Source organism: Paenibacillus sp. FSL K6-0108 (assembly GCF_045040695.1).
Taxonomy (GTDB): Bacteria; Bacillota; Bacilli; order Paenibacillales; family Paenibacillaceae; genus Paenibacillus; species Paenibacillus pabuli_B.
Genome location: NZ_CP150288.1, coordinates 4,153,365 through 4,167,750, shown reverse-complemented (window position 1 = coordinate 4,167,750; position 14,386 = coordinate 4,153,365). Strand labels below are relative to the sequence as shown.

The window sequence follows — 14,386 nt, the reverse complement described above, 5'->3', positions numbered from 1 at the left end:
GCAGGAGGCATCCATTTTTATAAAACAAAGCAAAAATCGCAGAAAAATCCTGGCGTAGTCCAAGGAAATATCAGGCTTCCCAGCCTTCTTGTACTGGAATCGTACCTCATTTTGTAAAGTGTACCTTTACGCAATCGGGTATGCACTCTTATGATTACGAGCAAGAAAGCGCTATCAAATGGGAATGGCTTATTACAGATAGGCCGCCTACTGGGGGGATGACTCTGAGAACGACAATTTCAAAAGGCAAAACAGTTGTAAAAGAAGGCAGGCGATCAGCATTGAAGCTGGCCTTGTCCAAGAGCTGGAGGAGGCATTGGCAGCTTTACTTGCTGATTATTCCTCCTGTCGCATACTTTATCATTTTCAAGTATGTACCTATGGTAAACGCAGTGCTCGCTTTCAAGGATTACAACGTGATCAAGGGAATCTGGGGAAGTCCGTGGGTAGGCACCAAATATTTTGAGCTGCTTTTCCAAAACCCTGCATTCGTTACCCTGATCAAAAACACGCTGTACATTTCGTTCTACAGTTTAATCGTCGGTTTTCCGGTTCCAATATTGCTGGCACTGGCGCTGAACGAAGTGAAGAACGCCAAATTCAAGAAAACGGTACAGATGGTTACGTATGCACCTTACTTTATTTCTACGGTCGTGATGGTATCCATTATCATGATGTTTCTTTCTCCGCGGCTTGGCATCGTTAACACCATCGCAGGAGCGCTGGGCTTTGAAGCCGTCAATTTCCTTGGAGAGCCTGGGCTGTTTCGTTCCATCTACGTATTTTCGGATGTCTGGCAGAGCATGGGATATTCTGCGGTCATCTATCTGGCAGCCCTGTCGGGCATTGATCCTTCATTATACGAAGCAGCCAAGGTTGACGGTGCTAACCGCTTTCAGAAAATGTTGAACATCGATCTGCCCGGCCTGCTGCCGGCGGCGGTTATTATCCTGATCCTGAGCGTTGGAAACATCATGGCAGTTGGGTTCGAGAAAATCTATTTGTTGCAAAACCCGCTGAACCTGTCCGCTTCGGAAATCATCTCCACCTATGTATACAAGATGGGATTGCTTAACGCCAATTACAGTTTTGCTACCGCTGTTGGCCTTTTCAATTCGCTTATTAACTTGATTCTGTTGTTAACAGTCAATGCTGTCGCCAAGCGTCTATCCAATACAAGCCTGTGGTAATACGGCAAAAGGGAGGGGGTTCATACGATGAGCAAGTTGTTATCCCAAGCCAATCGTTCGACGGTTAATCCGAGAAGTACGATCAGAGAATCTTTTGGGGACCGTGTGTTTATGGCGATCATCTACCTTATTCTGACGGTGGTCTTGATTGCTGTACTTTATCCGTTGATCTATATCGTAAGCTCATCTTTGAGCAGCCCGGCAGCGGTTTCCTCCGGAAAAGTCTGGCTGTGGCCCATTGATTTAACACTGGACGGCTATAAGTCTGTATTGCGCAATGATCAGGTTATCATGGGTTACGGCAATTCGTTATTTTATACCGCAATCGGGACACTGATTAGTGTAGCACTGACCATTATGATAGCTTATCCACTTTCCAAAAAAACCTTTGTTGGGCGCAGCCCTCTGATGATGTTCATTACGTTCACCATGCTATTCTCCGGCGGATTGATCCCAACTTATCTGGTGGTCAAATCCATGGGAATGATCGATTCTCGCTGGGCCCTGCTGATTCCAAATGCCGTTTGGGTGTGGCAGGTGATCATCGCACGCACTTTTTTTCAAAATTCAATCCCTGAAGAGCTGTCTGAAGCAGCTGATATTGACGGATGCAGTGATATCCGTTTCATTTTCAGCGTCATTCTGCCTCTGGCCAAACCCATCGTTGCCGTTCTGTCGTTAATGTATGCGGTTGGACAATGGAACGCTTATTTTGATGCCCTAATCTATTTAAAAACGCAATCGCTCTATCCGCTTCAATTGGTTCTCCGCAGCATTTTGATATTGAGCAACGGCACGGGAAATATGAATCTGGGAGAGATGGTGAAACAGCAGCAAATGGCCGAGTTGATGAAATATTCACTCATTGTTATGGCCAGCTTGCCTGTACTTGTTATTTATCCGTTTGTTCAGCGATATTTCGTTCAGGGCATGTTGATTGGCTCCGTTAAGGGCTAGTTCATTACAACCATTCATAAGGGAGAGGGTCTTTTTGAGAAAAACAGGGTCATTTGTACTTGCATGTTTGTTGTTGCTGTCTGCGGTACTTGCGGGATGTTCCTCCTCAAGTCCAGGCAGTGGGAAAAAGGGGGACGGCGCTTCATCCGGCGACAATGTGTCCATTAACGTGTTCGCCCATCAAAGCTCGGATACCAACCTTCAGACGAACAAGTTTACGAAAAAAATGGAAGAGAAGTTCAACATGAAGATTAACTGGACGACGGTTCCTTTTGACGGTGCAGCTGAAAAAAGGCAAATTTCACTGGCTTCGGGTGACTACCCGGACCTGTATTTACTCATTCCATGGGTGGACCGTTTTTCTCAAACAGACTTGTTGAAATTTGGGCAGCAGGGTGTCATTGTGCCGCTCAATGACCTGATTGACCAATATGCACCGAATATCAAAAAGGTACTGGACAGCAGTGAATATTACAAAGCGATGAATACGGCGCCCGACGGCAATATTTACGGTCTGACGGGCCTGAATGAATGTTTCCACTGTTCCTATCCAAACAAGATGTGGATGAATACCAAATGGCTGAAACAGCTCGGATTGTCCGAGCCCACAACGACAGAGGAGTTTAAGGAAGTGCTGAAAGCATTCAAAACCAAGGACCCGAACGGTAACGGTAAAGCCGACGAAGTTCCGCTTAGCGGTTCCATTGAAAATTTCGGCGTGCACATCATTCCGTACTTGATGAACGGATTTATCTACGACGATGACAGAACCTATCTCATTGTAAAGGATGGCCGGGTTGAGACGGTTGCAAGCAAACCGGAGTGGAAGGAAGGACTTGCCTATATCAAGTCGCTATATGATGAAGGTCTGATCGACCCGGGTGCTTTCACGCAAAATGTCGGGGCCTTCAAAAAGATCGGAGATAACGCTGATGCGCAGCTTCTTGGTGCAGGTGCGGCCATGCACCCGTCTCTTTTTGTAAACACTGCCGAGGATTCTCCTTATGGGAAAGATTACAATCCGATTCCTCCGTTGAAGGGGCCGCATGCCGATTATGCAACTTATAACTATCCGATCGATCCTGGAGCTTCTTTTGTACTGACAAACAAAGCAAGTGAAGAAACGCAGATTGCTGCCATAAAAATGCTGGATTATCTCTACACCCAAGAAGGAGCGATGAGCTCTTATCTCGGTGAAGAGGGTACAAGCTGGCGCAAGCCGCAAGAAGGAGAGGTGGCTCTGAATGAACAGGTACAGCCACTCTACAAAGCCATTCCGCTCCCAACTGGAGCAGAGCCGCGCAATGACAGCTGGGGAGCGCTGAGTCAGTACAATCACCACAGGGCATACCGTGATGCCGAAGTGCAGGGCAAGGACATCTACGCAGGTGACGGATATGAACGCCGACTATATGAGGCGACACTGCTGATGGAAGGCAAAGAACCCGATGAAGTTTTCCCGCATTGGGCATTGTGGGTGGACCCGGCAAACGCCGATGAAACAAGCATGATGCAGACGAATATCAAGGATTATATTGACCAGAATGCCCTGCAATTCATTACAGGAGCAAAGAGTCTGGATAAGGATTGGGATGATTACGTGAAAGGGCTAGAGGGCCTGAACATCAAGCGTTACCTGGAGATTATGCAGGCAGCCTATGATTCTTCATCCATTTCCAAGTAAGGAGAATGGGTAGGTTTATACCAATCCTGGCGACAAATCATCCATTATTATCAAACACGGGCCGGTTCGCATTCTTGCGAATCAGGTCCGTAATCTTTTATGGTAGGCAGCCAAACTCATTGATGTTTATCGAAGAAAAACTCCAATTAATGATCTTTTCGATTCTCATATCATGAAAGAGTATGAATCTGCATGAATACGTTATTTTTATTCTTTGTTGGGATGTTAATATGAGATTAATATCTTATCATTCATTGAAATTCGTACTGGAGGTTCAAAATGAAAGAAACAAATCAGAAAAATCATCGCATGTGGTACAGCAAACCTGCGGAGATATGGAACGAGGCCTTGCCAATCGGGAACGGTCGGCTTGGTGCAATGATATTTGGAGGCGTAGCGGAGGAGCGTTTGAAGTTAAATGAAGACTCAATGTGGTATGGGGGGCCCCGGGATCGGAATAACGAAGATGCACTGCCCAATTTGCCGAAGATCCGCAAGTTAATCATGGAAGGGAAACTTCGGGAGGCTGAAGAGATGGCCAGCATGACGATGGCCGGGCTTCCTGAAGCCCAGAGACATTATATGCCACTTGGTGAACTGCAGTTATCATTCGGCAATCATGATGGTCCTGTTGAAGACTATGTACGTGAGCTGGATTTGAACCGGGGCATCTCCAGGGTTAGCTATCATGTTAATGGTATCCGTTATACTCGTGAGCTGTTTGCGAGCCATCCGGATCAAGCCATCATCATCCGAATCTCAACAGACAAGAAGAATGCCTTGTCCATGAAAGCCCGATTTAATCGACAGAATTGGAGATACCTAGAGAAAACCAAGAAGTGGGAGCAGAGCGGACTCATTATGCTTGGTGAATGCGGTGGTAAAGACGGCAGTTCTTTCGCAGCTGTGTTGAAAGCGATACCAGATGGAGGCACCTGTCAGCTCCTTGGCGAGTATTTGCTGGTGAATGACGCGAGCTCGGTCACACTTCTGCTTGCTGCGGAAACAACTTTCCGCCAAGAAGATCCGGAATTATACAATAAACTTCGTATAGAAGAGCTCAGCCGGATTCCTTATGAAACACTGCTTGTGCGGCATACATCGGATTATAAAGAACTGTACAGCAGGGTTTCATTGAACCTGTCCAAAAGTTCTGATCGTCATGATGATCCGACGGATGAGAGATTAAAACAGTTCCAAAAGGGAGAAGAAGATCCTGAATTGATCGAAACCTATTTTCAGTTTGGTCGTTATCTGCTGATTTCCTCAAGCCGGCCAGGCTCCTTGCCTGCTAATCTTCAGGGGATATGGAATGACAGTTTCACTCCGCCTTGGGACAGCAAATTTACCATCAACATTAATACCCAAATGAACTACTGGCTCGCCGAAAACTGCAATCTAGCAGAGTGCCATGAGCCGTTGTTCGATCTGATTGATCGAATGCGGGAGCCTGGCCGAATCACGGCACGAAAGATGTATGACTGCCGCGGGTTTACCGCACATCATAATACGGATATTTGGGCAGACACGGCCCCTCAGGATACCTACCTGCCAGCTTCCTTCTGGCCGCTGGGTGCTGCTTGGTTATGCCTGCATTTATGGGAGCATTATCGCTATAGTCAGGATCTCATTTTTCTGGAAGAAGCATACGAAACGATGAAGGAATCTGCGCAGTTTCTCCTTGACTATCTGATTGAGGATGCAGATGGCCGTCTGATTACCTGTCCATCCGTCTCTCCAGAGAATAGTTACAAGCTGCCAAATGGTGAGGTGGGGGTTTTATGTGCAGGCGCTTCGATGGATTTTCAAATCATTGAGGCTCTATTCACTGCATGCATTCAAAGCGCCGAGTTGATCGGAAGGGACCATACATTCAGGGAAGAACTTGCTGCTGCTCTGAAGCGAATTCCGAAGACACAAATCGGCAAAAACGGGCAAATCCAGGAATGGATGGAGGATTACGAAGAAGTGGAACCGGGGCACCGGCACATCTCACATCTTTTTGGTTTGTACCCTGGAGAAAGCTTCACTCCAGAACACACGCCGGAACTTGCAAAGGCAGCACGTACCACTTTGGAACGTAGATTGGACAATGGTGGCGGACACACCGGATGGAGCCGGGCCTGGATTATTCACTTCTGGGCAAGACTTCAGGATGGGCATAAGGCTTATGAAAATGTAAGAGCTCTCCTGGAGCACTCAACGTTGCCCAATCTTTTTGACAATCATCCTCCGTTTCAGATTGATGGTAACTTCGGTGGATCCTCTGGAATTGCCGAGATGTTAATGCAGAGCCATACTGATGTGATTCGGCTTTTGCCTGCCTTACCAGACAATTGGTGTGACGGGAATGTGGAGGGACTCAGGGCCCGTGGCGGATATACCATTGGGTTTTCCTGGGTCGCTGGGAGAATTACTGAAGTCATCGTAAAAAGTACAATAACTGGAATTTGTCAATTGGAAGGTCCTGGCCTTGAACGTATTTCCTTCAATGCAGAGGCTGGACGGTCGTATACGTTTACTTAAGTGGATTCTGTTCAACCTATCGTTTTATTCGATAGATAAAAGATTAGCATCGTAAGAGAAATGGACGACTCTGTTCTCCGCTATTAACAGCGGAAAACAGAGTCGTCTTTGCGTGCCATAACTTAGCTGCTACCCAAATATCAAATTCAGAATATGATTATTCATCAATAATTCTTAAGGATATGTCATTGTATCAAGCACGAAGAAACCTTACTTTTAAATAACGATGGAAACGCTAACAAAGCAGAAAGAGTGGTGTTTTAATATGCATTAATTGTAATTTCACCTTGCAATGTAATGACAAATTCAGGTTGGGAAGGTTGTAGATCCTTGGGGTTACATGAGGATAGATTAGTATTTCCTTTTTATTCGATTGCCATTGAAAATCTAAATTCATTCATCGGGTTACGACACCAGTCGCTCGCCTAAGTATAAAAAGGAGGATATATATGAGAAAATTTGCAATCATTCTGCTTATCGGAATATTCGTGACAGTGATCACCGCCTGCTCAGCAAATAGTGATCAGGCAGCGGAAAATTCATCGGGTAATGGAGAAATTTCCGGTGACCTTACCGTATTTGGGTGGGGCGGCGGCGAGGAACTCCAGTCTCGAAAGGAAGCAACCAAAATTTTCAAAAAATTGTATCCAAAAGTGAAGGTACATGAAGTTTGGCTCCCGGCAGATAACATTGATGTCAAGCTGGATGCAGCTCTGGCTGCTGGAAATGCCGGTGATGTGATTATGATGTCTCCAGACTGGAAAGGGTTGAGATCTAAATGGTTCGAAGATTTAAACCCTTATATTGAGAAGGATCAACTGGACCTCGAGGCATTGTTAACACAAGGGGTTGATGGGGGATATGTCGATGCGGACGGAAAACGTGAAGGGATGCCAACAACCGCTTCAGATTTTATGATTGCTTATAATAAAGACATTTTTGACAAGGCAGGGCTTCCGTACCCAACGAATGACTGGACTTGGGATGATTTTTCGGCAACAGCCAAACAGGTCTCCTCGGGTGAAGGTGCCAACCGGGTCTATGGCATTGTGTCCCACTGGATCTTGCAAAGCTTTGCTCCTTTTATATACGGCGGGATGCCATATAACGAGGATTGGAGCAAACAGACTCTGGATGATCCCAATACTCTGAAGGGATACCAGTTGTTCGGAGACCTGGTGAATGCAAAAGCAATGCCAGATGATGCGGCTGCCAAGAGCATGCCTATGGACCAAATGTTCGCTGCAGGTAGAGCTGCGATGTATCCGCTAGGTGTGTTTGAAGCTTCGACGATTGCCAAAAACATCGGTTCCAATTTTCAATGGGGTATCGTGATGCCTCCAAAAGATCCATCCGGTAAAACCGTCAACATTAAATTCCAGACAGGCTTCGCCATGAACAAGGATTCCAAAAATAAGGAAGCAGCGTGGGCTTATATTAAAACGGTCTCCCTGAATAAGGAGGTCGGAGATCTGTACAGTAAGGTAAATCTTCCTGCGGCAAAAGAATCGGCGGACAGTACTTTTGCCAACTTGAAAATTCAAGGCACAGATATCTCCATGGCGGATTTCGTAACAGGGTTGCAGGATGCCATAACTTTCCCGTGGGGTGGCTCCATTGCAAAGGCGGGGGACCTCTACGAGCAAACCTGGCAGCAGGTCACCGTTCAAGGGAAATCCGCTGAGGAAGCGGCCAAAGCCTTTACATCCCAGATTCAGTCCGCTCTCGACTCCATTCATCAAAGTAAATAAACGAATAATGAACACCCGGTTACAACGAGGGGGGAGCGATCTTCCCCTTTCTATCCTAATCCGGTCTCAATAGGAGGCAGCTTTGGAGGCGAAAGAATGAAGGCGCGAAACAACCGCATTGCAAACAGGGAGGAGAAACAATTCTTCCTTTTTATCTCGCCATGGCTTTTAGGTTTTCTAATATTCACCTTATATCCAATGGGTTATTCTATCTTTTTGGTTTTCACCGATATGGATATGACCGGCTCAGGCCAATTTGTCGGCTTAGATAATATCGTCAGGGCCTTTACACAGGATCCACTTTTTTACCGTTCTTTGTTAAATACATTATATTTTGTGTTGGTTTCTGTTCCGGCCAGTTTACTCCTGTCGTTTCTGATTGCTCTTCTGCTCAATCAAAAAATAAAGGGAGTTGGTTTTTTCAGAACCAGCTTTTATATCCCGTATATCACATCGGGGGTTGCAGTTACCTTGCTTTGGGGCTGGATTTTTAATGCCCAGTTTGGCTTTATCAATTATTTCTTTTCTCTATTCGGTATTACTGGCCCAAACTGGTTGAGCGATACGAAATGGGCAATGCCGGCGATTATTATTATGGGGATCTGGACCATCGGGAATTCCATCATCATTACACTGGCGGGGCTGCAGGATATTCCGGAAGCCTTATATGAGAGCGCTGAGATTGATGGAGCAAGCAGTTTCGTTAAAATTACGCAGATTACCCTGCCCCTGATCACGCCAACGCTTTATTTTAATCTGGTTATGGGGATCATTGGTGGTTTCCAAATCTTTATGCAGCCTTTCATTCTGACCGAGGGTGGCCCCAGCTACTCCACCTACACGTACATGATGCATATTTATAACAGCGGATTTAAATACAACGAGATGGGTTATGCGTCAACTCTGGCTTGGTTATTGTTTGTCGTTATTATGATCATCACGCTCATCGTAAATCGGACTTCCCGACACTGGGTTTATTACGATAACTAAAATTGGGGAGGTGCAACCATGGAGGCTTATTACAAAAGTAAAAAAACCAGCGGCCGGATTAAAGTCAGCCTGAGTTATATGATATTGACGATCATTGCAGTCGTGTTTATCTTTCCGTTTATATGGATGCTTTCAACCGCCTTTAAAATCCCTTCGGAAGCCTATACGCTGCCTCCCAAAATCATCCCGGAAACGTTTACTTGGGATAACTTCATTCAGGGCTGGCAATACGCGGATTTCACCCGGTATACATGGAATACCTTAATCGTAACAGGACTTGCGACGATTGGAACGGTTCTTTCCGCTTCATTCGTAGCCTATGGCTTTGCACGGTTTAAATCACGATACAGCGGATTGTTATTTACGATCGTGCTTGCTACCATGATGCTCCCCAGTCAGGTCACTCTCGTTCCTACTTACCTCTTGTTCACCAAACTTGGTTGGCTCGATACCTTGATGCCTCTTATCGTTCCGTCCTTTTTTGGGGGAGGTGCGTTTAACATTTTCCTGCTGCGGCAATTTTTCAAAACGATTCCGAAAGATTTGGATGAAGCCGCATATATTGACGGTGCCAATGCATTCCAGATTTATTACAAAATACTGCTGCCTGCAATCAAACCAGCTTTGATTACGGTCGGTCTCATGTCGATTACCTTTCACTGGAATGATTATATGTCTCCGCTGATTTACTTGAACAGTGATGAGAATTTCACGCTGGCTATCGGTTTGCAGTTCTTCCAGAATTCTTTTGGCTCCTCGCAAATACAGATGCTGATGGCAGTTTCTTTAATTACCGTTATTCCTGTGCTGATCCTCTTCTTCATCGGACAGAGATATTTTATTCAGGGGATTACAATGACCGGAATCAAAGGATGACCTCCTCGAAATCTGCTGGGCTGACAGCTAAGTCACTCGTGCGTTTGTGAAATTTCTTCGGAGATGAACCGGTCATTTGTTTGAACTGCCTGCAAAAGTGCTCCACATTGCGGTAACCACACCGATCTGCAATCTCCGCAACTGTGTAAAGCTCATGTCTGAGATATTCTTTGGCTAAGCGAATTCGACTATGAATAACATCATCCATACACGAGAGACCAAACAATTTCTTATAAATGAACTGCAGATATCCCGGACTGATGCTAATAATTTTAGCCATTTCCGATATGGTCCAGGGGTGGCTTGGATTGTTATGGATGGCCGCACGCAGCTTTAAAAGGTTGTAGTGCTGAGGACTAATTTCCTCTTGGAAGTAAGACTCCAGCAGCTTGTTGAACAGGGTTCGGAGCAGACAATCAATGGAGGATTCTCTGTAGTCCTTATTGAATGAATTCTCTACGACGAGCAGCTGGAACAGCTTGTGGCAGTATTCAGGATCATCCAAAGGAAAAGGCTTGCCATAGGGAAGCGAGGTTTCGGTTACGTAAGGTTCATCGCTTTCAAAGCGGATCCAGTCATTAATATAATTCCCTGCGGAAGCTCGGTAGTAAATTTTTTGATGGGGCTCGAAAAGAACAGCACAATGAGGAGGGTATTCCTTAAGTTTTCCATCCACCCAGAACTGAGCGGGAGTCTGTGTAATGACCAAAAGCCAGCAGGGATGTCCTTGGGGAATATCAAAAACGAAATGGCTGTTATGTGCTGCGTCGTACTCAACGTAGAAAATGTTTGTCATTGTTCTTCACCTTTACCATGTATGTTTGTCAGACAGACTATGCCATATGATACGTGCTCAGATCAATTCAAACTTCATTAATAGAAATAGAACAGGAAAATCGGTAAAACGCTTTAGTTTGTTTTCTATTATACGGGATTTATTTTAAATTCATATTGCCTAATAATTTTGACGAGGAGTGTAGTTTGTATGAAGAAACAGGGGTTAAATCCATACCTTCCATCATGGGAGTACGTTCCTGATAGTGAGCCTTATGTATTTGAGGATAGAGTTTATGTGTACGGTTCGCATGACCGGTTTAACGGACATGTCTTTTGTTTAAACGACTACGTCTGTTGGTCGGCGCCTGTGGACGACCTCGGGAATTGGCGCAATGAAGGTGTAATCTACCAAAAGGCAGATGATCCGCTTAATCTGGGCGGCAGTATGTGCCTTTACGCCCCAGACGTTACACTTGGTCCTGACGGACGATATTATCTTTATTATGTGCTGGATAAAGTGCCGGTTGTTTCTGTGGCTGTATGCGATACACCTGCAGGCAAATATGAATTTTACGGATACGTGAAATATGCGGATGGCACTCGACTGGGGGAAAGGGAAGGGGACGAGCCCCAATTTGATCCAGGCGTGCTGACCGAAGGAGAGCGTACGTATCTATATACCGGATTTTGTGCGCCCGGAGACCGATCGAGACACGGTGCGATGGCGACGGTGCTTGGTCCGGATATGCTGACGATTGTGGATGAGTCCGTATTCATAGCGCCGAGTCAGCCATACAGCGAAGGCAGCGGATTCGAAGGACATGAATTTTTCGAGGCCCCTTCCATCCGAAAAAGAGGGGATACCTATTACTTGGTTTACTCCTCAATTGTCATGCATGAATTATGTTATGCTACCAGTAAATTTCCTAACAAAGGGTTTGCATATCAGGGTGTAATCATAAGCAACTGCGATCTACATATTGACTCCTATAAACCAGCTGACAAGCCGATGTATTATGGCGGGAACAATCACGGCAGCATTGTTGAGATCAATGGAGACTGTTACATTTTCTATCACCGCCATACCAATGGGGACGCATTTAACCGTCAGGGCTGCATTGAACGTATCTCTTTTGACGTGCATGGAACGATATCTCAGGTAGAAATGACTTCCTGCGGGGTGAATGGGGGCCCTCTTGAAGGAAAAGGGGAATATCCCGCATATCTTGCATGTAATCTTTTTGCAAAAGATGATCAAATGTATACCGGTGGTTTTGGAGGGGGCGCTTGGCTGGACAGCCGCTTTCCGAAGATTACCCAGGATGGACGAGACGGTGATGAAGAGGTCGGATATATTGCGAATATGGTGGATTCAGCCACAGCAGGTTTTAAATATTTCGATTGTAACGGAATCCGTCAGGTCACTCTCACCGTAAGGGGATATTGCAGCGGATACTTTGAAGTAAAAACCTCATGGGAAGGCCCGGTTCTGGGCACAATCCCGGTGCACTTCACCAATGAGTGGAAAGCATATACGGCGGCAATCACCATTCCAGACGGAAGGCAGGCTTTATATTTTACATATAGGGGAAATGGCGGAGCAAGCTTTGCTGCATTTACCTTGGAATAAAGGATCAATCGGACTGGTACTACGCCAAGAAGGAGCAGCAGTTGGAGAATTATTCGTCCATTAGCTGCTTCTTTCATGTTCTGCTTGCTGTGAATGGCTGCGGAATTCGCTTGGTGCAATACCTGTCCACCGCTTGAATTGACGACTGAAATGAGCATTAGTCTTATATCCAAGCATCATTGCAATGTGATCAATGTTCAGGTCAGTCTGGTTTAACAACCTCTGGGCTTCGTTCAGCAGTGTTTCGGATAAAAATTTGCGCGGAGCCTGACCGTAGACCTCCCGAAAAATCCGATTAATCTGAGACGTGCTCATATTCAACGTTTTGGCGATATCCTGAATCCACGTTCGGTTCGTTTCCTGAATTTCGCTATGAAGATGAATGTACCTTACCGAATCCTCGATGTGTTCAGCAATCTGATGGGCAATGGTTTCTTTTCTGGATAATGTAACGGAGGCGTGCTGAGATAACTGTCCTACCAGCGAGCCGAGAAGCTCAAATACGGCAGCATGTACCTTCATCTGTTTGGAGGAGGACAACGAATCAGACAAATGTTCTGTTGCCAGTTCATACAATGTAAACAGGGAAGGCGATAATCCTAATGCAAGATTTGAAACCGCCGGATAATAAATGTCTTTACAGCGGTTGAGTTCCCGGCAAAAGGAAGTATCATGAACACTGAAATGAACTGAAAAATAAGTAAATCCCTCTGGTCCTGCACCTGGACAGGAATGAGTCATCCCTGGACGAATAAACAAAAGGTCACCTTTGGATTGGTTGTAGAGCTTCCCATTAACCAACATATTCATTTGACCCTCCATCATCCAGTGAATTTCGTACATGGAGTGCTCATGGGATGGGTAGGTCCAGTTCGAATCTGCTTTTCTAGCATGCAATCCCATTAATTGAAACGACATGCGAACATCAGGTAGGCGGCCTAAATACATGGCTTCTGAATGCTTGGTCACAGCAACTCCCCCTTGTAATATAACTTCATCTTATCAGAAAAATATTGCGTGAAAAGGGTAAATCGCTGGATTGATTAGAACATCGTCATAATACTTACCTAATGCTAAGGTAGAATTATCAACCCGCCGGGGGAAAACAGGGGGCACGCTTACATGCGAATTATTCGATTTCTGGATGGAGAACAGAAGTGGCTGGCAGCCGTTACGGATGATGAACAAGCCTATCGTTTGCCGCAAGCTGATTTCATGACGTTGATCTATCAGGCGAGAGAGCAAGGAATTTCTCCAGCACAGCTTGTTGAAAGCGCTCTTAAACCGATGAACAAACTGACAGATGATTGGACATCCCTGCATTTTATTAATCCAATCGAAGCACCTGAGGTATGGGCAGCTGGGGTAACTTATCAGCGGAGTCGGGAAGCACGGAATTATGAAGCTACTGACGGCAAGCTGGATGCAAACACCTTTTACGATAAGGTCTACGATGCAGAACGTCCTGAGATCTTCTTCAAATCCACAGCAGCCCGTACCGTTGGACCGAATGAAGCGGTTACCCTTCGCAGCGATTCCACTTGGCAGATTCCAGAACCTGAGCTTGGGCTGGTTCTTGCCGCAGATAGCAGCATTGTGGGATACATCGTTGGCAATGACATGAGCTGCCGGGATATCGAGGGGGAAAACCCGCTATATTTGCCTCAGGCCAAAATTTGGCGTAGCTCCTGCTCCATTGGTCCAGCGATTCGATTGACGGAAACGGTGCAGAACCCGTATGACCTTGACGTCGTCTGTAAAATTTTCCGCGCTGGAGAGGTCGTTGTGAAAAGTGAGGCAAGCACAAGTGATTTAAATAGAAAGCTGGATGAACTGGTTTCCTTTTTGGCCAAAGATAATGATTTGTTTGATGGCACGGTTCTGCTGACAGGTACAAATATTGTACCGCCGAATGATTTTACACTTGAGACGGGAGATCGCATTGAAATATCGATCAGCGGTATCGGCACACTTGTTAATCCGGTTATTTCAAACTAGTTAATAA

11 protein-coding genes are annotated in these 14,386 nt (G+C 45.7%); 9 read left to right on the top strand and 2 right to left on the bottom strand.

Annotation, left to right across the window (positions count from 1 at the left end):
- Nucleotides 1–218 precede the first annotated feature (218 nt).
- The 7 genes from MHB49_RS18860 (at nucleotide 219) to MHB49_RS18830 (ending at nucleotide 9,974) form a co-directional block, all read left to right on the top strand.
- Nucleotides 219–1,190: a sugar ABC transporter permease gene (locus tag MHB49_RS18860; protein WP_247897674.1), complete on the top strand. Its 972-nt coding sequence runs from the start codon at nucleotides 219–221 to the stop codon at nucleotides 1,188–1,190.
- 27 nt (nucleotides 1,191–1,217) lie between these two features.
- Nucleotides 1,218–2,147: a carbohydrate ABC transporter permease gene (locus tag MHB49_RS18855; protein WP_405152544.1), complete on the top strand. Its 930-nt coding sequence runs from the start codon at nucleotides 1,218–1,220 to the stop codon at nucleotides 2,145–2,147.
- A gap of 34 nt (nucleotides 2,148–2,181) precedes the next feature.
- Nucleotides 2,182–3,831, top strand: a complete 1,650-nt coding sequence (locus MHB49_RS18850) for an ABC transporter substrate-binding protein (protein WP_405152543.1) — start codon at nucleotides 2,182–2,184, stop codon at nucleotides 3,829–3,831.
- 279 nt (nucleotides 3,832–4,110) lie between these two features.
- Nucleotides 4,111–6,357 (top strand): glycosyl hydrolase family 95 catalytic domain-containing protein, encoded by a 2,247-nt coding sequence (locus tag MHB49_RS18845; protein ID WP_405152542.1) that lies wholly within the window; start codon nucleotides 4,111–4,113, stop codon nucleotides 6,355–6,357.
- A 449-nt stretch (nucleotides 6,358–6,806) separates the two neighbouring features.
- Nucleotides 6,807–8,108, top strand: coding sequence for an ABC transporter substrate-binding protein (locus MHB49_RS18840; protein WP_405152541.1), 1,302 nt, complete (start codon nucleotides 6,807–6,809; stop codon nucleotides 8,106–8,108).
- Nucleotides 8,109–8,306: 198 nt separating this feature from the next.
- Complete coding sequence (locus tag MHB49_RS18835; RefSeq protein WP_405152540.1) at nucleotides 8,307–9,098, top strand: carbohydrate ABC transporter permease; 792 nt, start codon at nucleotides 8,307–8,309, stop codon at nucleotides 9,096–9,098.
- 18 nt (nucleotides 9,099–9,116) lie between these two features.
- Complete coding sequence (locus MHB49_RS18830) at nucleotides 9,117–9,974, top strand: carbohydrate ABC transporter permease (RefSeq protein ID WP_405152539.1); 858 nt, start codon at nucleotides 9,117–9,119, stop codon at nucleotides 9,972–9,974.
- Here MHB49_RS18830 and MHB49_RS18825 read toward each other — a convergent pair.
- On the bottom strand, nucleotides 9,964–10,770 hold the full coding sequence (locus MHB49_RS18825) for a helix-turn-helix transcriptional regulator (protein ID WP_405152538.1): 807 nt from the start codon (nucleotides 10,768–10,770) through the stop codon (nucleotides 9,964–9,966). The genes MHB49_RS18830 and MHB49_RS18825 overlap by 11 nt on opposite strands.
- A gap of 189 nt (nucleotides 10,771–10,959) precedes the next feature.
- Between MHB49_RS18825 and MHB49_RS18820 the strand changes: the two genes are divergently transcribed.
- A complete protein-coding gene (locus MHB49_RS18820; protein WP_405152537.1) occupies nucleotides 10,960–12,381 on the top strand; it encodes a family 43 glycosylhydrolase in 1,422 nt (473 codons plus the stop codon).
- A 60-nt stretch (nucleotides 12,382–12,441) separates the two neighbouring features.
- On the opposite strand, the gene MHB49_RS18815 is transcribed toward MHB49_RS18820, so the two are convergent.
- Complete coding sequence (locus tag MHB49_RS18815; RefSeq protein WP_405152536.1) at nucleotides 12,442–13,350, bottom strand: helix-turn-helix domain-containing protein; 909 nt, start codon at nucleotides 13,348–13,350, stop codon at nucleotides 12,442–12,444.
- 153 nt (nucleotides 13,351–13,503) lie between these two features.
- On the opposite strand from MHB49_RS18815, the gene MHB49_RS18810 reads away from it, so the two are divergent.
- Nucleotides 13,504–14,379: a fumarylacetoacetate hydrolase family protein gene (locus MHB49_RS18810; RefSeq protein WP_405152535.1), complete on the top strand. Its 876-nt coding sequence runs from the start codon at nucleotides 13,504–13,506 to the stop codon at nucleotides 14,377–14,379.
- Nucleotides 14,380–14,386 lie beyond the last annotated feature (7 nt).